Origin of the sequence: Streptomyces actuosus, assembly GCF_016921115.1 — a bacterium.
In the GTDB taxonomy this organism is placed as follows: Bacteria; Actinomycetota; Actinomycetes; order Streptomycetales; family Streptomycetaceae; genus Streptomyces; species Streptomyces actuosus_A.
Genome location: NZ_JAFFZS010000004.1, coordinates 315,865 through 335,564, shown reverse-complemented (window position 1 = coordinate 335,564; position 19,700 = coordinate 315,865). Strand labels below are relative to the sequence as shown.

Here is a 19,700-nt window from a genome sequence, read left to right as displayed (position 1 = left end):
GCGTACGGTCGGCGCCGCCGAGGCCGCCGGCACCCTGACGTACGTCGTCAACACCAAGGGCGGCCATCACACGATCGAGTCGGTGAAGCGGGCCGTCGCCGCACACGGCGGCACCATCGTGACCTCGTACGACCGGATCGGCGTCATCGTCGTCCACTCCGCCGACCCGGACTTCGGCAAGGAGATGCGCGCGGTCCGCGGCGTGCGGTCGGCGGGTGCTACCCGTACCGCGCCGCTGAAGGCCGCGGGCACCACGGACGTGGGCGCGGTGGAGTACCTGTCCGGCGCCCAGGCCGCGAAGGCCGCGCAGGAGGCGGCGGACGGTCAGGAGCCCATGGAGGCCGACCAGTGGGACCTGCGGGCGATCGGGGCGGACAAGGCCGCCGCGATCAACCCCGGCAGCCGGAAGGTGACCGTCGCGGTCATCGACACCGGCGTGGACGACACCCACCCCGACATCGCCCCGAACTTCTCACCCTCCCAGTCGGCGAACTGCGTGAGCGGCAAGGCCGACACGACCTACGGTTCCTGGCGCCCGGTGGACGCCGAGCACTACCACGGCACCCATGTCGCCGGTGAGATAGCCGCGGCCCGCAACGGCATCGGTGTCGCGGGCGTCGCGCCCGGGGTGAAGGTCGCGAGCATCACGGTGGCGCAGCCGGACGAGACCCAGCTGTTCTACCCCGAGAGCGTCGTGTGCGCCTTCATGTTCGCCGCCGACCACGGCGTCGAGATCACGAACAACAGCTACTACGTGGACCCGTGGCTGTACAACTGCATGGACGACCCCGACCAGCGGGCCATCGTCGACGCGGTCAACAGGGCGCAGCTGTACGCCCAGCGCAAGGGCACGCTCAACGTCGCCTCGGCGGGCAACTCCAACGACGACCTCGACTCGGACGCCCTCCTGGACGACTCCAGCCCCGACGACTCGACCGCCGTGACCCGCACGGTCGACCCGCACGAGTGCTTCGACCTGCCGACCCAGTTGCCGGGCGTCGTCACGGTGAGCGCGGTCGGCGTCAAGGGCACCAAGTCCTACTACTCCAGCTACGGGTTCGGCGTCGTCGACGTCGCGGGCCCTGGCGGCGACAAGTACCAGATCCCGGACACCCCGTCGGCCAACGGCCGCATCCTGTCGACGCTGCCGAACAACGAGTACGGATTCCTCCAGGGCACCTCGATGGCCTCCCCGCACGTGGCCGGCGTGGCCGCGCTGCTGAAGTCCACCCACCCGCACGCGACCCCGGCACAGCTGCGGGCGTTGCTCAAGGCGCAGGCGGACAACCCCGGCTGCCCGACCGAGCCGTACGACGGGAACGGCGACGGCGTCGTGGACGCGACCTGCGTGGGGGGCAAGCGCGTCAACGGCTTCTACGGGTTCGGCGTCGTCGACGCGCTGCGTGCGGTCAAGTAGCCCGTGCACCACAGGACTTCCCGCACGACCCGCTCGTATCGCGAACGAACTGGAGACAGTGACACCATGACAGCGCCCCATCCGCGCCACCGCCGCGCACTGGCCCTCCCCGTCGGGATGGCCCTGGCGACGGCTCTCGCGTTCCTGCCGGACGCAACGGCCTCCGCGGCGCCCAGGACCGGCCCGTCGGCGCAGGCGGCGGCCGACACCGCCGCGACGCTCAGCTACGTGGTCAACGTCCGTCCCGGCCATGGTCCTTCGGCGCGCGCGAGGAAGGCGATCACCGCGGCCGGCGGGACGATCGTGACGTCGTACGACCGGATCGGCGTGATCGTCGTCCATTCGGCCGACGCCGATTTCGCCCGGACGCTGCGCAAGGTACCCGGTGTCCAGTCGGCGGGAGCCACCCGTCACGCGCCGCTGCCCGCGCAGTCCACCACGGACATGGGCGCCCCGCAGGTCCTCAGCGCCGAGGAGGTCGCCGGCGCGGAGGCGGCCGACGGGCAGGACCCGCTGGAACCGCTGCAGTGGGACCTGCCGGCCATCAAGGCGGACAAGGCTCACGAGAAGAGCCTCGGCAGCCCGGACGTCACGGTGGCCGTGATCGACACCGGCGTGGACGACACCCACCCCGACATCGCCCCGAACTTCGACCGCGCGGCGTCGGTCAACTGCGTGTCGGGCAAGCCGGACACCACCGACGGCGCCTGGCGGCCGAACGCCGGGGAGAGCCCGCACGGCACGCATGTCGCCGGTGAGATCGCCGCGGCCCGGAACGGGATCGGCATGACGGGCGTGGCGCCGGGCGTGAAGGTCGCCGGCATCAAGGTGGCCGACCCGGACGGCTACTTCTACACGGAGGCCGTGGTCTGCGGGTTCGTGTGGGCGGCCGAGCACCACGTCGACGTCACCAACAACAGCTATTACACCGACCCCTGGTACTTCAACTGCGCCGACGACCCGGACCAGAAGGCCCTCCTCCAGGCTGTGACCCGGGCCTCGCTGTACGCGGAGCGCAAGGGCGCGGTCAATGTCGCGGCGGCCGGCAACGAGGCCTACGACCTGGCGGCCGACGAGATCACCGACCCGGTGTCGCCCAACGACGCCACGCCGTCGGACCGGGTGATCGACCCGAGCAGGTGCTTCGACATGCCGACCCAGCTGCCGGGTGTGGTGACGGTCGCGGCGACCGGCGCGAAGGGCATCAAGTCGTCTTTCTCCAACTACGGCCTGGGGGTGATCGACATAGCCGCGCCGGGTGGCGACGCGACCCGCTACCAGACCCCGGCCCCGCCCGCCACCAGCGGCCTGATCCTGGGCACGCTGCCCGGGGGCAAGTGGGGCTACATGGCCGGTACGTCGATGGCTACTCCGCATGTCGCGGGCGTGGCCGCGCTGATCAAGTCGACGCATCCGCACGCCTCCCCCGCTCTGGTGAAGGCCCTGCTGTACCTCGAGGCCGACGCCACGCCGTGCACGGACCCGTACGACATCGACGCCGACGGGAAGGTCGACGCGGTGTGCGAGGGTTCGCGGAACCACAACGGTTTCTACGGCTGGGGAACGGTGGACGCTCTGGACGCCGTGACGAGGTGAGCCGGCCCTCATATTGATTCGGTCAATACTGCATAGTGCAGTCATGACCGACATCGAGTTCGCGTGGTCCGCGCTGGGCGGCGATCCCTCCCTCCTCGCGCGGACGTCCACCGTGGTGCGGGAGGGCGCGCTGGAGGCGCGCCTTCCCGTGCGGGAGCTGGCCCGCGCGTGCGTCGGTGCCTGCGCCCTGGCCGCCGCCGAGCTGGCGGCGCGCCGGGCCGGGCGCACCGGGGTGCCCGCGGTGCGGGTGGACGACGGGGCGGTGGCCACCGCGTTCACCGGCGAACGGCACCTGCGGGTCGACGGGCGCCCACCGGTGGCGTTCGCGCCGCTCTCGCGGTTCTGGCGCACCGCCGACGGGTGGGTGCGCACCCACGCCAACTATCCGCACCACCGGGCGCGACTGCTCGGCGCGCTCGGCCTCCCGGACGACGCGGACGCTCGGGACGACACGGACACCGTGTCCGCCGTGGGGGCGGTGCTCGCCGAACGGTCGGCCCTTCGGACCGAGGAAGCCGTGTACGCGGCCGGGGGCCTGGCCGTCGCCGTGCGCACGCCCGGAGAGTGGGCGGCGCACGACCAGGCCGGCGCACTGGCCGGCGTCCCGCTGGTGGAGCGGGTACGACTGGACGCCACGCACGCACGCGTGCCCGAACCGCTCGGCGGGACACCCCTGCTGCCCGCCGCCGGGCTGCGCGTCCTGGACCTCACCCGGGTCATCGCCGGCCCGGTCGCCACCCGCACGCTCGCCCTGCTGGGCGCCGACGTGCTGCGCCTGGACGCACCGCACCTGCCCGAACTCCCGGGCCAGCAGGCCGACACCGGCTTCGGGAAACGGTCGGCGGTGCTGGACCTGGCCTGCGACGGTGCGCGGCTGGAGGAACTGCTCGCCGCAGCCGACGTGGTCGTCACCGGCTATCGGCCGGGCGCGCTGGACCGGTTCGGCCTCGCGCCCGAGGCGCTGGCGGAGCGGCGTCCGGGCCTGGTGGTGGCGCAGCTGTCGGCATGGGGTTCCGCCGGACCGTGGGCCCACCGCAGGGGCTTCGACAGTCTGGTGCAGGCCGCCACCGGCATCGCGGCCGAGGAGGGCACCGCCGACCGGCCCGGCGCGCTGCCCGCGCAGGCCCTGGATCACGGGACTGGCTATCTGCTGGCGGCGGCCGTGCTGCGCGCGCTCACCGAGCAGTCGGCCGAGGGCGGCACGCGCCTGGTCCGGCTGTCGCTCGCGCGCACGGCGGCCTGGCTGACGGGCAGCTGCGGGCCCGGCCCGCGGGGAGCGGAGACGTACGACGGCCCGGACCGCTGGCTCACCGAGACCGACAGCCCGCTCGGCCGGCTGCGACACGCGCTGCCGCCGTTCACCTTCGCGCACGGACCCGCCGGCTGGGTGCGCCCGCCGGGACCGTGGGGTGCCGACGCGGCGCGCTGGTCCTGAGTGACGCGGGAGGCGCCGGCGTACCCGTGGGCGACATGCCCATCGGCCGCCGGCCGCAGTGAACTTGCCCGTTTCCCGGGCGCCTGGGGAGGATCGTGGGGTGACGTCGACACGACCGACTGCCGAAGCGGCCGCCGACGGCGGCTCCGCGCGGCGCAGCGGCACGGGCCGGGCCGTCGCCGTCCTGGTCCTGGTGACCCTGGGCGCGCTGATCCCGCTGCTCGGCCCCTCCGCCGCGCTGCACGACACCGGCGAGGCGCCTGCCCCGGGGACGGCCGGCATCGCCCTGCTGCGGACGGTGCTGTTCGCGGCGGTGTGCGTCCCGGCGGGCGAGTTGTTCACGGCGCGGTTGGTGCGGCGGGTGCCCGAGGCGCCCGGGGAACGGCCGCGCAGCTGGGCCGCGTACGCGGCGGGCGCCGGGTTCGTCGCCGCACTGGGGCTCGCCTCGGTGGTGGCGACCGGCAATCTGGTGCCGCACGACCTCGGCCAGATCGACGTCGGCGGCCTGTACGCCACCCGCGACGGCAAGCTGGCGCTGCTGGAGGTCAATGCGTTCCTGCTGGTGGGGCTGTGCGCCGTGTCGAGCCGGCCCGGCAGGCAGGTGTGGCCGCTGGCGGCGGTCGTCGCCGCGGAGGCGCTGCGCGCCCACCCGGGGACCGAGCACACGCCGCCGGTCGGCTCCGCACTGACGCTGGTACATCTGACGTGCGCGGCCCTGTGGGTGGGCGGGCTGCTGTGCGTGCTGCGTACGATCGGACGGTGGCGCGGGGGTTCGGCGGGGGCCGCACTCCTCGGCATGTACGCGCGCGTGGCGGTCGTTCTCCTGGCGGCGATCACCGCGACCGGGGTGCTCAGTTCGCTGCGCCGCATGCCCGCGGACACGATCCTCGACCAGCTGACCGCCACGGCGTACGGGCGCACCCTGCTGGCGAAGGTGTTCCTCGTGGCCGCCGTCATCCTGCTGGCCCTGTGGGCGCGGATGCGGCTGGCCCGCGCGGCCGACCCGCTGACCGCCTGCTCCCCCGCCCGGGCCGAAGTCGTCCTGCTGGGCCTGGTGGTGGCCGCGTCGGGGCTGCTCACGGCGCTCCCGCTGCCCATCCGGTGGTGACGGCCCGGCCGCCCGGTCACGTGCCGGACGGCGGGCGGGCCAGGAGCGGCTCCGGCACGGGCGCGGAGAGGCCGGGTGGTGCCCGGGGCGGGGCGGCCGGGGCCGCCCGGTGAGGCTCAGCCGGTGACGAGCACCTTCAGCGCGGTGCGCTCGTCCATCGCCTTGTAGCCCGCGGGCACGTCCTCCAGGCCCACGGTCATGTCGAAGACGGGCGAGGGGTCGATGCGCCCCTCCAGCACGTCGGGCAGCAGCTCGGGGATGTAGGTGCGGACCGGTGCCACACCGCCGCGCAGTCCGATGTTCCGGTTGAACATGACACCGAGGTCGAGCCCGGTGCCGCTGCCGTGCGGCACGCCGACGAAGCCGATCGCGCCGCCGTCGCGCGCGATGCCGACCGCCGTGCGCATGGACTGTTCGGTGCCGACGGCCTCGACCACCGCGTGGGCGCCCTGCCCGCGGGTGAGTTCGCGAACCGCCTCGACGGCCGCTTCCCCGCGCTCGGCGACGACGTCCGTGGCGCCGAAGCGGCGCGCGATGTCGGTACGGGCCTCGTGCCGCCCCAGGGCGATGATGCGCTCGGCGCCGAGCCGGCGGGCCGCCAGCACCGCGCACAGACCGACGGCCCCGTCGCCGACGACCGCGACCGTGGCGCCCGGGCGGGCCCCGGCGCCGACGGCGGCGTGGTGGCCGGTACCGAGCACGTCGGACAGGGTCAGCAGCGCCGACAGCAGGCGGTCGTCGGACGCCGCGTCCTTGGGCAGCGGGACCAGGGTGCCGTCGGCGAAGGGGACGCGGACGGCCTCGCCCTGACCACCGTCGGAGCCGAGGGAGCCCCAGAAGCCGCCGTGCTCGCAGGAGGTGGTGAGCCCCTCGCGGCAGTGGTCGCAGACGCCGTCGGACCACACGAACGGCGCGACGACAAGATCACCGCGGCGCACGGTGGCCACCTCGGAGCCGGCCTCCTCCACGACACCGAGGAACTCGTGCCCGATGCGCTGGCCGGGCTGCCGGGCCGCCTCGCCGCGGTACGCCCACAGGTCGCTGCCGCAGATGCAGGACCGCAGCACCCGCACGACGGCGTCGGTGGGCAACTGCACGACGGGCTCGGGCACGTCCTCCACGCGCATGTCGTACGGGGCGTGGATGGTGGTGGCGCGCATGGCGAGGATCCTTCTCGTGCGTTCGGGGTCGTACCTGCGCCCGGGATCGCCGGGCGCCTTTCACCGTACGCCGCACCAGGCGCGGCGCACGCCCGGGGGGCTCGGCGCACGCCGGAGCACGCCGCGCGCCCAGGGGCGCGTGGAGGGAAAGGGAGGCGAAGGGGAGGGGAAGGGGGCGCGGGCCGGCGTGTCACACTCCCGCCGCGCTCAGAACGCTCCCGACGGCATACGTCACCCCCATCGCCAGGGCGCCGCCCCCGACGTTGCGCAGCACCGCGCGGCCGGGGAGAGCCGCGCCGAGTCGGGCGCTGCTCCAGCCGGTGAGGACGAGGGCGGCCAGCACGGAGAGGACGGTGACCGGCAGCCGCCAGTCCGCGGGGGGCAGCACGATGGCCAGCAGAGGCAGCAGGGCACCCACGGTGAAGGCGAGGAAGCTCGCCCAGGCGGCGTGCCAGGGGTTCGTCAGCTCGTCGGGGTCGATGCCGAGCTCCACGCGCGCGTGCGCCCGCAGTGCGTCGCGTTCGGTCAGCTGCCGGGCGGCCTCTCTGGCCACCGCCGTGGACAGGCCCCGGTCCTCCAGGAGTTGGGTGAGTTCGGCGAGTTCCTCGTCCGGCTGCTCGTGCAACTCCCGCTTCTCCAGTGCCAGAGCAGCCTTCTCCGAGTCGCGCTGCGTCGACACCGACACGTACTCGCCGGCCGCCATCGACATCGACCCGGCCAGCAGTCCGGCCAGACCCGCCGTCAGCAGCGCCGAGCGGTCGTCCGTGGCGCCGGCGACGCCGACGACCAGGCCCGCGGTGGACACGATGCCGTCGTTGGCGCCGAGGACCGCGGCGCGCAGCCAGTTCAGCCGGCTGCCGAGCGCACCGCCGTGCGCCTCGTCATGCGTGGGTTCCGTCACGGCACCGAGGATGACACCGGACGGCGGGCCCGTGCCGCAGCGACGCCCCTCCCCAGGCTGACCAAAAGGGACACATCGGGCGAACTCCCCTGCGCAGCGGTCCTCTTGCGGCCGCCGGACGTGCCGGACGCGCGGCCCGGGCTGTCGGCCCCGGCCCGTATCCTCAGGGACCATGCTCGAAGACCGCACGACCGCAGCGTCCTCCCCCACCGAGTGGCCGGCCGCGTACCCCCCGGGATACGCGGTCGTCGATGTGGAGACCACCGGCCTGGCCAGGGACGACCGGATCATCTCCGCGGCCGTGTACCGGCTGGACGCGCGCGGCGAGGTCGAGGACCACTGGTACACGACGGTCAACCCCGAGCGGGACCCCGGCCCGGTGTGGATCCACGGCCTGACGAGCGAGGCCTTGGAAGGGGCGCCCCTCTTCGGCGACGTCGCCGAGGAGTTCGCGCGCCGCCTGGAGGGGCGGGTGCTCGTCGCGCACAACGCCGTCTTCGACTGGCAGATGATCGCCCGGGAGTACGCGCGCGCGAACCGGGAGGCGCCGGTCAGGCAGCGGCTGTGCACGATCGCGCTGTCCAAGACGCTGGCACTGCCGCTGCCCAACCACAAGCTGGAGACCCTCGCGGCGCACTTCGGCGTGGTGCAGCGGCGGGCGCACCACGCCCTGGACGACGCGCGCGTGCTGGCGGAGGCGTTCCGCCCCAGCCTGCGGGCCGCCGCGGCCGGCGGCGTGCGGCTGCCGCTGCACGAGTGCCGGCCCCTGACGGAGTGGTACGACCGGCCCGCGCCGCTCATCGGCCGGCAGGGGGGCGGACACGGCGGCGGGGGCGGATGGCGTCCGGCCCGGAAACGGCCCGCCTGCCCCTACCCCAACCCGGGACGGTACGGGGTGGGCGGGCGGCTCAAGCAGGGCATGCGCGTGGCGTTCTCCGGGGACACCTCGGTCGAGCGGGAGCTGCTGGAGGACCGTGCGACCGAGGCGGGGCTGCACGTCTCGACCAGCCTGTCCCGGCTGACCAGCCTGCTGGTGACCAACGACCCCGATTCGGGCACGTCGAAGGCGGTCAAGGCGCGGCAGTACGGGACGCCGGTCGTCGACGAGGCGGCGTTCGGGCAACTGCTGACGGACGTGGAGCCCGCGGACGGGTGAGCGCCGGAACCCGGGCACCGAGCCGCGCCGACCCGTACGGCGGACGGGCACCGGCACCCGGACACGGACCCGTCCGGGCGGGTGAACGCGACGCGACTCGCCCGGCGCCCGCTCGCCCCGCCCCCGCCGACGGCCCACCCTGTGGCCCATGGCGAGATGCGAAGTTTGCGGAAATGACTATGGAATGACCTTCGAGGTGCACGCCCAGGGAGCGGTCCACGTCTTCGACTGCTTCTCCTGTGCGATCCACCGCATGGCCCCCATCTGCGAGCACTGCCGGGTGCAGATCATCGGCCAGGGCGTCGACGTCGACGGCCACTGGTACTGCGGTGCCCACTGCGCCCGCGCGGAGGGGACCGCGGGCATCGTCGACCGGGTCTGACCGCCCGGCCGTCCCCCACCCCCCTGAGGGCACCCCGCGACCGGGAGGTACGGTCGTGGGGTGTACCGCTTCCTGTTGTCCCGGCAGTGGGTGATCCTCACGCTGGTCGCCCTGCTGCTCATCCCCACGATGATCAGGCTGGGCATCTGGCAGATGCACCGCTACGACGAGCGCAGCGCACGCAACCAGCTCGTCTCCGACGCGCTGAAGGCCGATCCGGTGCCCGTGGAGTCGCTGACCTCCCCGGGGCATGCCGTGACCCGGCTCCAGCGGTATCGCACCGTGTCCGCCGAGGGCCGCTTCGACACCGCGCACGAGGTCGTGGTCCGGCGGCGGGTCAACGCCGACGACAAGGTCGGCTTCCACGTCCTCACCCCGTTCGTCCTGAAGGACGGCACAGTGGTGCTGGTCGACCGCGGCTGGATCCCCGCCGACGGCCCGAGCCAGACGGCGTTCCCGGAGATCCCCGCCCCGCCGCGCGGCGAGGTGACCGTGACCGGGCGGCTGATGCCGGACGAGACGACCGAGGCGAGCGGCATCAAGGACGTCAAGGGCCTGCCGGACCGGCAGGCCATGCTGATCGACAGCGAGCAGGAGGCGCGGCGCCTCGGCAGCCCGGTGCTCGGCGGGTACGTCGTCCTGACCGCGCCGGAGCCGAAGGACGGCACTCCGGAGCTGATCGGCAGGCCGGGCAAGGAGAACGCCCCGTTGAACTACGCGTACGCCATCCAGTGGTGGCTGTTCGCCGCGGGGGTGCCCGTGGGATGGTTCGTCCTGGCCCGCCGTGAGGCACGGGAACGCCGCGAGGCGGCGGCGAAGCGGCCGGCGGAGTCGGCACCGGCGGCGGTCTGAGCCACCGGGCGCCCCGGCCCCGGCCCTGCCGCTCACTGCCGGTCGCGCCGCGCCTCCTCGGCCGGCCGGATCACGCCCGATTCCGCCCGGACCCGTCGGCGGACGTGCTCACGACAGGTCCCGTCGGCCGGTCGGAGGACCCGCCCGGACCCGGTCGAGGCACTCGGCCGGACCCGTCGGCGGGTCGTGCCCGGATTGCCGACCGCGTCCGCGGGAACGTGCTCGGCGTGGATCCATGCATCGAGGACTTCGCGCTCATCGGCGACGAGCAGACCGCGGCGCTCGTCGGCCGGGACGGCTCCGTGGACTGGCTCTGCCTGCCCCGCTTCGACTCCCCCGCCTGCTTCGCGCGGCTGCTGGGCGACGACGGCAACGGGCACTGGCGGATCGCCCCCAAGGACGCCGACAGCCCCTGCACCCGGCGCGCCTACCGCCGCGACACCCTCGTTCTGGACACCGAGTGGGACACGCCCGAGGGATCGGTGCGCGTGACGGACCTGATGCCGCAGCGCGACCGCGCACCGGACGTCGTACGCATCGTGGAGGGGCTGAGCGGCCGGGTCACCGTGCGCAGCACGCTCCGTCTGCGCTTCGACTACGGTTCGGTCGTCCCGTGGATGCGGCGGATCGACGGCCACCGCGTCGCCGTCGCCGGGCCCGACTCGGTCTGGCTGCGCAGCGAGCCGGAGGTCCGGGCCTGGGGCGAGGACTTCGCCACGCACGCGGAGTTCACCGTCGCCGAGGGCGAGAAGGTCGCGTTCGTCCTGACCTGGCACCCCTCGCACGAGCCGCGGCCGGCTCTCGTCGACCCCTACGAGGCACTGCGCAGCAGCGTCCACGACTGGCGGGCGTGGGCGTCGCGATGCCGCTACGACGGCCCGTACCGGGACGCCGTCGTCCGCTCGCTGATCACGCTCAAGGCACTGACCCACGCCCCCACGGGCGGCATCGTCGCCGCTCCGACGACCTCCCTGCCGGAGGAGATGGGCGGCGTGCGCAACTGGGACTACCGCTACTGCTGGCTGCGCGACTCCACCCTCACCCTGGGAGCCCTGCTCGCGTCCGGCTACCAGGAGGAGGCCGAGGCCTGGCGGAACTGGCTGCTGCGGGCGGTCGCCGGTGACCCGGCCGACCTGCAGATCATGTACGGCATCGGAGGCGAGCGCAGGCTGCCGGAGACGGAACTGGCCTGGCTGTCCGGTTTCGCCGGCTCCGAGCCCGTACGCACCGGCAACGAGGCGGTCGGCCAGCTCCAGCTCGACGTGTACGGCGAGGTGATGGACTCGCTGGCGCTGGCACGCAGTTCGGGCCTGCCCAGCCGACGGCACATGTGGGCGATACAGGTGGCGCTGATGGACTGGCTGCGCCACCACTGGCGGCAGCCGGACGAAGGGCTGTGGGAGATGCGCGGCGGACGGCGGCAGTTCGTGCACTCCAAGGTGATGGTCTGGGTGGCCGCCGACCGGGCCGTGCGCGCCCTGGAGAGCGATCCGCAGCTGGAGGGCGACCTCGACGGCTGGCGCGCGATGCGCGACGAGGTGCACCGCGAGGTGTGCGAGAAGGGCTACGACGCCGAGCGCAACACCTTCACCCAGTCCTACGGTTCGGCGGAGCTGGACGCGGCGCTGCTGCTCATCCCGCGCGTGGGCTTCCTGCCCTACGACGACCCGCGGGTGACCGGCACGATCGAGGCCGTCCGGGCCGAACTGGACCACAACGGCTTCCTGCGCCGCTACGGCACCGGCGGGACGGCCGCGGACGGGCTGCCCGGCGGCGAGGGCGTGTTCCTGGTGTGCTCCTTCTGGCTCGCCGACGCGCTGCACGCCACGGGCCGCACGAAGGAGGCCAGGCAGCTGTTCGAGCGACTGGTGGGCCTCGCCAACGACGTGGGCCTGCTGTCCGAGGAGTACGACCCGGCGGCCGGACGGCAGCTGGGCAACTTCCCACAGGCCTTCAGCCACATCGGCCTGGTCAACACGGCCCTCGCCCTCTTCCGGGAGGAGAAGGCAGGATAGGTCCATGGATCTTGGACTGAAGGACCGGGTGTACGTGGTCACCGGCGCCACGCGCGGGCTCGGCAACGCCGTGGCGCGTGAGCTGGTCGCCGACGGGGCGAAGGTCGTCGTCACCGGGCGGGACGGTGAGCGGACCGCCGACGCGGCGGCCGAACTGGGTCCGGACGCGGTCGGGGTCGCCGTCGACAACGCCGACCCCGCGGCGCCGGCGCAGCTCGTCGCCGCGGCGCGGGAGCACTTCGGCGGCTTCGACGGCATCCTCGTCAGCGTGGGCGGGCCGCCGCCGGGCTTCGTCGCCGACAACACCGACGAGCAGTGGCAGAACGCGTTCGAGTCGGTGTTCCTCGGCGCGGTGCGGCTCGCCCGCACGGCCGCGGCCGAGCTGGAGGCAGGCGGGGTCATCGGGTTCGTGCTGTCGGGCTCGGTGCACGAGCCGATCCCGGGGCTGACCGTCTCCAACGGGCTGCGGCCCGGACTCGCCGGGTTCGCCAAGTCCCTCTCCGACGAGCTGGGCCCCCGGGGCATCCGGGTGGTGGGGCTGCTGCCCGCCCGTATCGACACCGACCGGGTCCGCGAGCTGGACGGGCTGTCGGCGGATCCGGAGGCGACGCGGGCGGCCAACGAGGCGCGGATCCCGATGCGGCGCTACGGCACGCCCGCGGAGTTCGGGCGGACGGCGGCCTTCCTGCTGTCGCCGGCCGCCTCCTATCTGACGGGCATCATGGTCCCGGTGGACGGCGGGGCTCGGCACGGTTTCTGAGCCGTCGGCGGCCTGGACCGCGGACGAGGTCAACTGACCCTTTCGGCGCGGTGCTTGGCGGCACGCAGGCGCACCTCGGCGGGCAGTGACGCAAGGCCCGCCGAGTCGCGGGCGTGGGCCAGGGCCCGGCTCGTGAGCTCGCTCAGCGCCGTCCCCGGTTCCACGTGCGGTTCCAGCAGGAGCCGCACCCGGGTCTCGGGGGCGAGGCGGCGGCCGGTGAGGTGGACGTGGGCCCGCTCCACACCGTCCATGGCGTTCGCCTCACCGCTGAGGACGGACTCCAGCGCCCGGCCGCGCAGCAGGGCACCGGCACCGTCGCCGGTGTCGACGAGGACCTCGGCGAGCCGGCGCCGGCGCAGCACGGCGGTCAGCCACCACAGGGCGAGCACGACGAGCACGGCGAGCACCGCCAGGACAGTCGGCCACCACCAGGCCTCGTCCTGCCAGCGGGTCCGCTCGGCCCGGCTGAGCAGGACGTCGTCGCGTCCGTCGTGGATCCACCAGGACGGGGGCGGCGCGCCGAGCCCGACGGCGAGCACCGAGCCGCCCAGCACGAGCAGGAGCAGCCCCACGATGCCGGTGACCACACGGTTGACGGTTCTCAGCATCCCGGTCACCCCTTCCGCCCGGGCCGCCGGACACGCACCGACAGCCGCGGCGAGCGCCCGAGCCCCAGGCCGCCGACCGCTTCGGTGAGCACCAGGTCCAGGTCGGCGCGTACGTCGTCCAGGTCGCGGAAGTGCGACGTCACCTGTACGTCGCACCGGGTGCGGCGCATCCGCACCCGGACCGACTGCACGCCCGCCACCTCCATGGCCCGGTCGCGCAGGACCAGCGCGGCGGCACCGCGGTGCAGTCCGGCGCGGACGTCGGGATGGGTGCGCCGCATCGGCAGCACGTCACGCAGGCCGGGTGTGGCCGCCAGCGCGATCAGCCACAGGCCGAGCGCTGCGGTGACGCCCGCGCCGAGGAGCACCCGGCTGTCGTCGAGGGGGCGCTGGGCCAGCTGGTCGGCGAGGGTGCGGCGCCACTGCATGCCGGGCCGGCCGGCCCGGACGGAGGCGATGTCGTAGAGGAAGACGCCGGCGGCGCCGAGGAGGAGCAGGGCGACGATCGCCGCGGGAACGCGGCGGGCGGACCAGAAACGGCCGGGCCTGCCGGGCCTGCCGGCCCCGCCGTCCGGCGGCGCGGACGGCGGGTCGTGGTCCGGGACCGCGGCGGACGGCTCGGGTCCGCCGCCCTTGTCCAGGACCGGCAGCCGCTGGGTGGTGCCCTCGCGCTCGCCGTCGTCGAGGGGCTCGCTCATCGCGTCCTCCCCTGTGCCTCGCCGTACGCCGCGGCCAGGTGCAGGCGTTCGACCTGGACGGCGACCTCCGGGACCTCCATGCCCACCAACGCGCCTACCCGCTCCGCCACGTGGCGACGCACGGCATGGCAGCCGGCGCCGATGTCCGTGGGGTAGCCGAGTTCGAGCTGGATGCTGATGCGGGCCGCGTGGTGGCGAACGACGACGGTGGCGTGAGGGCGGCGGGCCTCCTTCGGCAGGGCACCTGCCGCCTCCCGGGCCGCCTGCGCGGCGATCTTCGCCACGACCCGGTCGGCGATCCGCGTGGCGCCGCGCTCTGCCGGGGGCGGGACGACCGGTGCGGTTCGGAGCTCGGTGGCTCCTGTGGTCACGGCCGTCACCGCCGCCGGTCGTCACGGGTGCGGATGCGGAAGAACTCGCCGACCTCCAGGTCACCCTCCAGGAATCGGCCGGCGACGAACCCGACGGCCCCCAGGGCCGCCACCAGCAGGAAGGCGCCGAATCCGCCGAAGTACCCGGCGAAGCCCAGCGCCATCCCGGCGATCAAGCCGACCGCGGCCATGCTCATGGTGCGCTCCCCTCAGTCCGTCCGCGGGTCCGTCCGCGGGTCCGTCCGTGCGCCGGCCCGCAGGTCACTGGAGCCGGGACTCCGGCTCCTCGTCCTCCTCGTCCGGGAGCTTGACGTCGCTCACGGCGATGTTGACCTCGACGACCTCCAGGCCCGTCATCCGCTCCACGGCCGCGATCACGTTCTCCCGCACGGCCCGCGCCACGTCGGAGATCGACACGCCGTAGTCGACGACGATCTCCAGGTCGAGGGCGGTCTGCACCTCGCCGACCTCGACCTTCACGCCCCGGGTGACGGCCTTGGAGCCACCGGGGACCCGGTCGCGGACGGCGCCGAAGGTGCGGGACAGGCCGCTGCCCATGGCGTGAACCCCGACCACGTCCCGTGCGGCCATGCCGGCGATCTTCTCCACCACGCCGTCCGCGATGGTGGTCCGTCCGCGGGCGGCGGGATCTCCACCGCCGCGCCGCGTGGCCTGGGTCCTGCGCGTCCCGGCAGTCTCCGGCCCGTCGTTGTCGTTCTCGGTGTTCCTGGTCCTGCCCCCGGCCGTCGTGTCGGTCATCGCCGTACGTCCCTTTCGGTCGTCGTCTCTTGACCACGTGGTGTTCCTCCGACCACCGTAAGGGCGGTTGCCCGATCGCGCGCCGGAGATGCGGCAGGCTGGAGCAATGACGGCACAGCAGTGGACACAGCAGGTACGGCACCGGCTGGCGCTCGGCAGGCTGGTGCCTCTGGGCGGCCCGCGGGACGGCTCGTGGATCGCGGAGCGGGCGGCCGAGGCCGTGCTGCGGCGCGCCGCGGCCGACGTACCGGGGGTGCTGCTGGGCGGGCTGCGCATCGCGCTCGCCGAACCGGAGCGGGCGTCGGCGCCCGTCGTACCACCCCCGCCGAGCGCCCTGCCGCCCGGCGCGCTGCGGGTGTCGGCGGAGCTGTCGGCGACGGGTGCCGAGCCCCTGCCCGCGGCCACGGCCCGCCTGCGTGCGGCTCTGGGGCGGGCGGCACGGGACCTCGGTCTGACGGTCACGGAGGTGGATCTGCGGGTGACGGCGCTGCTGGACGAGGAGCCCGCGGCGGAGACGGTACGGGTCCCCCCACCTCAGCCGGCCGCGGAGAGCACCGGCACCGACGAGGCGCGCGCCGCCCGGGCGGCCCTGTCGGTCGCGGGGGTGGCGGCGCTGACCGAGGTGCTCGGCCGCGCGGTGCACCTGGAGGAGCAGACCCGGCCGGACGCGCTGCCGAGGAGGTACGTGCGGGTGGAGATCGCCGTGGGCGAGGGACACCGGGCCGTGGAGGTGGCCCGGGAGGTCCGCGCCGCGGTGTCGGCGACCTGGGCGGATCACCCGAACGTGGCGATCCTGGTGACAGCGGTCGGCTGACCGCCGTCACCGGCCCCGGACGTCCGCGGCCGGCGCCGCCTGGATCGGCGGCATCCGGCCGCTCCACGACCGGGCACCGCAAGCCGGAGGCTGGGCCGGTCGGGCGGCCCCGGCCGGCGGATGCCGCGGGGCCGGAGGCGGCCCCGGGCGGGCGTCAGGGCCGGGCAGGCCCCGGCGGTCGGTGGCACGGCCGGCCCGTAACCGCCGCGACGGCCCCGGCGGCCCGCCGGGAACCCGTGCGGCACCGGAGCGGTGGCGGGTCTCAGGCGCGGATCACTCGCCGAGGCCGGCCAGGTCGCGCAGCCGCCTGGCCTGCGCCTGGCGCTCGGCGGCACGCTGCTCGTCGTAGGTGCGTCCCGCGGCGTCGCGGAGGAGCGCCTTGGTCTCGATCACGGCATCCCGGGGCGCGGCCAGCAGGGCGGCGGCGAGGTCCGCGACCGCGCCGTCGAGCTGGCCGGTGGGCACGGCGAGGTTGGCCAGGCCGGAGGCCACCGCCTCCTCGGCCGTGACGAACCGCCCGGTGGCGCAGATCTCCAGCGCGCGGGCGTATCCGACGAGGCCGACCAGCGGGTGCGTGCCGGTGAGGTCCGGGACGAGCCCGAGGCTGGTCTCGCGCATGGCGAACTGGACATCGTCGGCGACGACGCGCAGGTCGCACGCCAGGGCGAGCTGGAAGCCCGCCCCGATGGCATGTCCCTGTACGGCGGCGATGGAGACGAGGTCGCTCCGCCGCCACCAGGTGAAGGCCTCCTGGAAGGAGGCGATCGCCGCGTCCAGGTCGGCGTCGCTGCTGCGTGCGAGGTCGATGAACGACGGCTCGCCCTCGATCCCCTCGGGCGTGAACATCTGCCGGTCCAGGCCCGCGGAGAAGGACATGCCTTCGCCGCGCAGCACGGCGACGCGGACGGAGCCCGGCAGCAGCTGCCCGGCCTCGACGAGCGCCCGCCACATGGCGGGGCTCTGGGCGTTGCGCTTGGCCGGGTTGGTCAGCGTCACCGTGGCGATCGCGTCGTCGACGGTGAGCCGTACGCCGTCCTTGTCGAGCAGGGGAACGAGGTGTTCCGTGTCGGGCTGGGCGGGCGAAGCCATGGTGCGCCTCCGGTGGGTGCGGTCAGCTAAGTGACTGCACAGTAACCACCCGGCCGAGCTGGGTGAACCCCAGCCCCCCGTCCACGGGGGGAGACCGACCGGGTGGCCACCATCGAGGCCGATGGGCCGCCCGGGGAATCAGGCCGTCTGAGCCTTCTTGCCCCGCGTCGCCCCGCCACGCCCTCGGAGCGTGACACCCGACTCACTGAGCATGCGGTGCACAAAGCCATACGAGCGGCCGGTCTCCTCGGCCAACGCCCGGATGCTCGCACCGGCGTCGTACTTCTTCTTCAGGTCTGCCGCGAGCTTGTCGCGCGCGGCGCCGGTCACCCGGCTGCCCTTCTTCAGAGTCTCGGCCACCCGTGCCTCCTCATGGGAAGTGCGCTCTGGTCCCCTCATGATCACCCCTCCGGGGCCCGATGGCCACCCATTCGGCAAGGTCCGTGCGAGAGGGATGTGACGACAGGAGCGCATCCCCACAATCGGAACCTGTGATTCCTGACACTGGTGTACGTACCGCTGAACGGGTCCTTCCGCGAAGTGCCAGGTCAGAGCAGCACGACGGCCGGGCCCCCGAAAGCGGGGAACCCGGCCGCGAAGTGCGTGCAGGACACACCTTGGTACGAGGAGATCTCACACAGATGATGGATCACCGATGGGCCGAATGATCCATACACAGTGGATCATTCATTCGATCAAGCCAGGGCGACGAGATCCGCGTAGTCCGCGCCCCACAGGTCCTCCACGCCGTCCGGCAGCAGGATGATCCGCTCCGGCTGCAGCGCCTCGACCGCGCCCTCGTCGTGGGTGACCAGGACGACGGCACCCTTGTAGGTGCGCAGCGCTCCGAGGATCTCCTCGCGGCTGGCCGGGTCGAGGTTGTTGGTCGGCTCGTCCAGCAGCAGCACGTTCGCCGAGGAGACGACCAGGGTGGCCAGCGCGAGACGGGTCTTCTCGCCGCCGGAGAGGACGCCGGCCGGCTTGTCGACGTCGTCACCGGAGAACAGGAACGAGCCGAGCACCTTGCGCACCTCGACCAGATCCATGTCGGGGGCGGCGGAGCGCATGTTCTCCAGGACCGTACGGTCCGGGTCGAGGGTCTCGTGCTCCTGCGCGTAGTAGCCGGCCTTGAAGCCGTGGCCGGGGATCACCGCACCGGTGTCGGGCTGCTCGACCCCCGCGAGGAGCCGGAGCAGGGTCGTCTTGCCGGCGCCGTTGAGGCCGAGGATGACGACCCGCGAACCCTTGTCGACGGCCAGGTCGACGTCGGTGAAGATCTCCAGGGAGCCGTACGACTTCGACAGGCCCTCCGCCGTCAGCGGGGTCTTGCCGCAGGGCGCGGGCTCGGGGAAGCGGAGCCGGGCGACCTTGTCCTGCTGGCGGATGTCGTCGAGACCGGCGAGGAGCCGCTCCGCGCGGCGGGCCATGTTCTGCGCGGCGACCGTCTTGGTGGCCTTCGCCCGCATCTTGTCGGCCTGGGCGTTGAGCGCCGCGGCCTTCTTCTCGGCGTTGGCGCGCTCGCGCCTGCGGCGCTTCTCGTCGGCTTCCCGCTGCTGCTGGTACAGCTTCCAGCCCATGTTGTAGATGTCGATCGCGGCGCGGTTGGCGTCCAGGTAGAACACCTTGTTGACGACCGTCTCCACCAGGTCGACGTCGTGGGAGATCACGACGAAGCCGCCGCGGTAGGTCTTCAGGTAGTCGCGCAGCCAGACGATCGAGTCGGCGTCGAGGTGGTTGGTCGGCTCGTCCAGCAGCAGCGTGTCCGCGTCGGAGAAGAGGATGCGGGCGAGCTCGATCCGGCGGCGCTGACCGCCGGAGAGGGTGTGCAGCGGCTGGCCGAGCACCCGGTCCGGCAGGTTGAGCGCGGCCGCGATGGTGGCGGCCTCGGCCTCGGCGGAGTACCCGCCCTTGGTGAGGAACTCCGTCTCCTGACGCTCGTACTGCTTGAGGGCCTTCTCCCGGGTGCTGCCCTTGCCGGTGGCGATGCGCTGCTCGTTGTCGCGCATCTTGCGGATCAGCACGTCGAGGCCGCGGGCGGAGAGGATGCGGTCGCGGGCGAGGACGTCCAGGTCGCCGGTGCGGGGGTCCTGCGGGAGGTAGCCGACCTCACCCGACCGGGTGATGGCGCCGGCGGCCGGGATGCCCTCGCCCGCGAGGCACTTGGTGAGCGTGGTCTTGCCGGCGCCGTTGCGGCCGACCAGACCGATGCGGTCGCCCTTGGCGACACGGAAGGAGGCGTTCTCGATGAGGATGCGGGCACCGGCGCGCAGCTCGATACCGGAGGCGGAGATCACGGACAGACTCCAGGGCGATGAAGGGAGGCGGGTGGGCGGCTGAGGGCGTTCCCGCCGTCTAGTGCGCGAGGAGAATGGCCATGCGGCCAGTCTAACGGGGCAGTGCAACCGGTTTTCCCGCGTTCCTGTGTTCGATGCGTCTCCCCCGTTCGGGTGTCGAGTGGGGCCCGGCCCCCGGCGGCGGGTGAGGATGTCCTCGTGGAGTGGTCGTACGCCCGTACGCGGAGGACGGTGCCCGGTGCGGTTCGAGGCCGTGTTCCGCCCGGCCGGAGCCACGAGGCCAGG

20 protein-coding genes are annotated in these 19,700 nt (G+C 73.8%); 10 read left to right on the top strand and 10 right to left on the bottom strand.

Translation table 11 applies throughout. The features are described 5' to 3' along the window. The 4 genes from JS756_RS08435 to JS756_RS08420 form a co-directional block, all read left to right on the top strand. Window positions 1-1,417: S8 family peptidase (locus JS756_RS08435; RefSeq protein WP_205382377.1), on the top strand; the 1,417-nt coding region annotated here is incomplete at its 5' end. A gap of 66 nt (window positions 1,418-1,483) precedes the next feature. Beyond that, on the top strand, window positions 1,484-3,013 hold the full coding sequence (locus tag JS756_RS08430) for a S8 family serine peptidase (protein WP_205382376.1): 1,530 nt from the start codon (window positions 1,484-1,486) through the stop codon (window positions 3,011-3,013). A gap of 43 nt (window positions 3,014-3,056) precedes the next feature. Continuing rightward, window positions 3,057-4,448, top strand: coding sequence for a CoA transferase (locus JS756_RS08425; RefSeq protein ID WP_205382375.1), 1,392 nt, complete (start codon window positions 3,057-3,059; stop codon window positions 4,446-4,448). A 100-nt stretch (window positions 4,449-4,548) separates the two neighbouring features. Next, window positions 4,549-5,556: a CopD family protein gene (locus tag JS756_RS08420; RefSeq protein WP_205382374.1), complete on the top strand. Its 1,008-nt coding sequence runs from the start codon at window positions 4,549-4,551 to the stop codon at window positions 5,554-5,556. 116 nt (window positions 5,557-5,672) lie between these two features. Here JS756_RS08420 and JS756_RS08415 read toward each other — a convergent pair whose 3' ends face one another. Both JS756_RS08415 and JS756_RS08410 read right to left on the bottom strand, forming a co-directional pair. Further along, a complete protein-coding gene (locus JS756_RS08415) occupies window positions 5,673-6,716 on the bottom strand; it encodes a zinc-dependent alcohol dehydrogenase family protein (RefSeq protein WP_205382373.1) in 1,044 nt (347 codons plus the stop codon). Window positions 6,717-6,906: 190 nt separating this feature from the next. Continuing rightward, complete coding sequence (locus JS756_RS08410; RefSeq protein ID WP_205382372.1) at window positions 6,907-7,617, bottom strand: VIT1/CCC1 transporter family protein; 711 nt, start codon at window positions 7,615-7,617, stop codon at window positions 6,907-6,909. 172 nt (window positions 7,618-7,789) lie between these two features. On the opposite strand from JS756_RS08410, the gene JS756_RS08405 reads away from it, so the two are divergent. From JS756_RS08405 to JS756_RS08385, 5 genes are all read left to right on the top strand, one after another. After that, window positions 7,790-8,773, top strand: coding sequence for a DEDDh family exonuclease (locus JS756_RS08405; RefSeq protein ID WP_205382371.1), 984 nt, complete (start codon window positions 7,790-7,792; stop codon window positions 8,771-8,773). A gap of 148 nt (window positions 8,774-8,921) precedes the next feature. Continuing rightward, window positions 8,922-9,155, top strand: a complete 234-nt coding sequence (locus JS756_RS08400; protein WP_205382370.1) for a metallothionein — start codon at window positions 8,922-8,924, stop codon at window positions 9,153-9,155. Window positions 9,156-9,215: 60 nt separating this feature from the next. Further along, window positions 9,216-10,007: an SURF1 family cytochrome oxidase biogenesis protein gene (locus JS756_RS08395; protein WP_205382369.1), complete on the top strand. Its 792-nt coding sequence runs from the start codon at window positions 9,216-9,218 to the stop codon at window positions 10,005-10,007. A 227-nt stretch (window positions 10,008-10,234) separates the two neighbouring features. Further along, window positions 10,235-12,022 carry a glycoside hydrolase family 15 protein gene (locus tag JS756_RS08390; protein ID WP_205382368.1) on the top strand — a complete coding sequence of 596 codons (1,788 nt, stop codon included), beginning with the start codon at window positions 10,235-10,237 and terminating at the stop codon, window positions 12,020-12,022. 4 nt (window positions 12,023-12,026) lie between these two features. Continuing rightward, window positions 12,027-12,782, top strand: a complete 756-nt coding sequence (locus tag JS756_RS08385; protein WP_205382367.1) for an SDR family oxidoreductase — start codon at window positions 12,027-12,029, stop codon at window positions 12,780-12,782. A 29-nt stretch (window positions 12,783-12,811) separates the two neighbouring features. Here the strand turns inward: JS756_RS08385 and amaP are convergent, their stop codons facing one another. The 5 genes from amaP to JS756_RS08360 form a co-directional block, all read right to left on the bottom strand. After that, window positions 12,812-13,390, bottom strand: a complete 579-nt coding sequence (amaP, locus tag JS756_RS08380) for an alkaline shock response membrane anchor protein AmaP (RefSeq protein WP_205382366.1) — start codon at window positions 13,388-13,390, stop codon at window positions 12,812-12,814. Between the two features lie 5 nt (window positions 13,391-13,395). Continuing rightward, a complete protein-coding gene (locus JS756_RS08375) occupies window positions 13,396-14,088 on the bottom strand; it encodes a DUF6286 domain-containing protein (RefSeq protein WP_205382365.1) in 693 nt (230 codons plus the stop codon). Then, window positions 14,085-14,468, bottom strand: a complete 384-nt coding sequence (locus JS756_RS08370) for an Asp23/Gls24 family envelope stress response protein (protein ID WP_205382364.1) — start codon at window positions 14,466-14,468, stop codon at window positions 14,085-14,087. Before JS756_RS08370 ends, JS756_RS08375 begins: the two co-directional genes overlap by 4 nt. Next, window positions 14,465-14,656: a hypothetical protein gene (locus tag JS756_RS08365; protein ID WP_205382363.1), complete on the bottom strand. Its 192-nt coding sequence runs from the start codon at window positions 14,654-14,656 to the stop codon at window positions 14,465-14,467. Before JS756_RS08365 ends, JS756_RS08370 begins: the two co-directional genes overlap by 4 nt. Window positions 14,657-14,720: 64 nt before the next feature. Then, entirely contained in the window at window positions 14,721-15,218 is a 498-nt protein-coding gene (locus JS756_RS08360; RefSeq protein ID WP_205382362.1) for an Asp23/Gls24 family envelope stress response protein, read from the bottom strand. 106 nt (window positions 15,219-15,324) lie between these two features. On the opposite strand from JS756_RS08360, the gene JS756_RS08355 reads away from it, so the two are divergent. Then, on the top strand, window positions 15,325-16,032 hold the full coding sequence (locus JS756_RS08355) for a nucleopolyhedrovirus P10 family protein (protein ID WP_205382361.1): 708 nt from the start codon (window positions 15,325-15,327) through the stop codon (window positions 16,030-16,032). Between the two features lie 273 nt (window positions 16,033-16,305). Here the strand turns inward: JS756_RS08355 and JS756_RS08350 are convergent, their stop codons facing one another. The 3 genes from JS756_RS08350 to JS756_RS08340 all read right to left on the bottom strand — a co-directional run bounded on the left by JS756_RS08350 (window position 16,306) and on the right by JS756_RS08340 (window position 19,415). Continuing rightward, on the bottom strand, window positions 16,306-17,121 hold the full coding sequence (locus tag JS756_RS08350) for an enoyl-CoA hydratase/isomerase family protein (protein ID WP_205382360.1): 816 nt from the start codon (window positions 17,119-17,121) through the stop codon (window positions 16,306-16,308). 138 nt (window positions 17,122-17,259) lie between these two features. Continuing rightward, window positions 17,260-17,481, bottom strand: coding sequence for a helix-turn-helix domain-containing protein (locus JS756_RS08345; protein ID WP_190220789.1), 222 nt, complete (start codon window positions 17,479-17,481; stop codon window positions 17,260-17,262). A gap of 335 nt (window positions 17,482-17,816) precedes the next feature. Continuing rightward, a complete protein-coding gene (locus tag JS756_RS08340; RefSeq protein WP_205382359.1) occupies window positions 17,817-19,415 on the bottom strand; it encodes an ABC-F family ATP-binding cassette domain-containing protein in 1,599 nt (532 codons plus the stop codon). Window positions 19,416-19,700: the final 285 nt, after the last annotated feature.

Coding starts and splice junctions, on each gene's coding strand:
- JS756_RS08350 (WP_205382360.1), bottom strand. CDS start 17,121: ATGGCTTCGCCCGCCCAGCCCGACACGGAACACCTCGTTCCCCTGCTC.
- JS756_RS08430 (WP_205382376.1), top strand. CDS start 1,484: ATGACAGCGCCCCATCCGCGCCACCGCCGCGCACTGGCCCTCCCCGTC.
- JS756_RS08415 (WP_205382373.1), bottom strand. CDS start 6,716: ATGCGCGCCACCACCATCCACGCCCCGTACGACATGCGCGTGGAGGAC.
- JS756_RS08375 (WP_205382365.1), bottom strand. CDS start 14,088: ATGAGCGAGCCCCTCGACGACGGCGAGCGCGAGGGCACCACCCAGCGG.
- JS756_RS08360 (WP_205382362.1), bottom strand. CDS start 15,218: ATGACCGACACGACGGCCGGGGGCAGGACCAGGAACACCGAGAACGAC.
- JS756_RS08400 (WP_205382370.1), top strand. CDS start 8,922: ATGGCGAGATGCGAAGTTTGCGGAAATGACTATGGAATGACCTTCGAG.
- JS756_RS08355 (WP_205382361.1), top strand. CDS start 15,325: ATGACGGCACAGCAGTGGACACAGCAGGTACGGCACCGGCTGGCGCTC.
- JS756_RS08385 (WP_205382367.1), top strand. CDS start 12,027: ATGGATCTTGGACTGAAGGACCGGGTGTACGTGGTCACCGGCGCCACG.
- JS756_RS08365 (WP_205382363.1), bottom strand. CDS start 14,656: ATGAGCATGGCCGCGGTCGGCTTGATCGCCGGGATGGCGCTGGGCTTC.
- amaP (WP_205382366.1), bottom strand. CDS start 13,390: ATGCTGAGAACCGTCAACCGTGTGGTCACCGGCATCGTGGGGCTGCTC.
- JS756_RS08405 (WP_205382371.1), top strand. CDS start 7,790: ATGCTCGAAGACCGCACGACCGCAGCGTCCTCCCCCACCGAGTGGCCG.
- JS756_RS08425 (WP_205382375.1), top strand. CDS start 3,057: ATGACCGACATCGAGTTCGCGTGGTCCGCGCTGGGCGGCGATCCCTCC.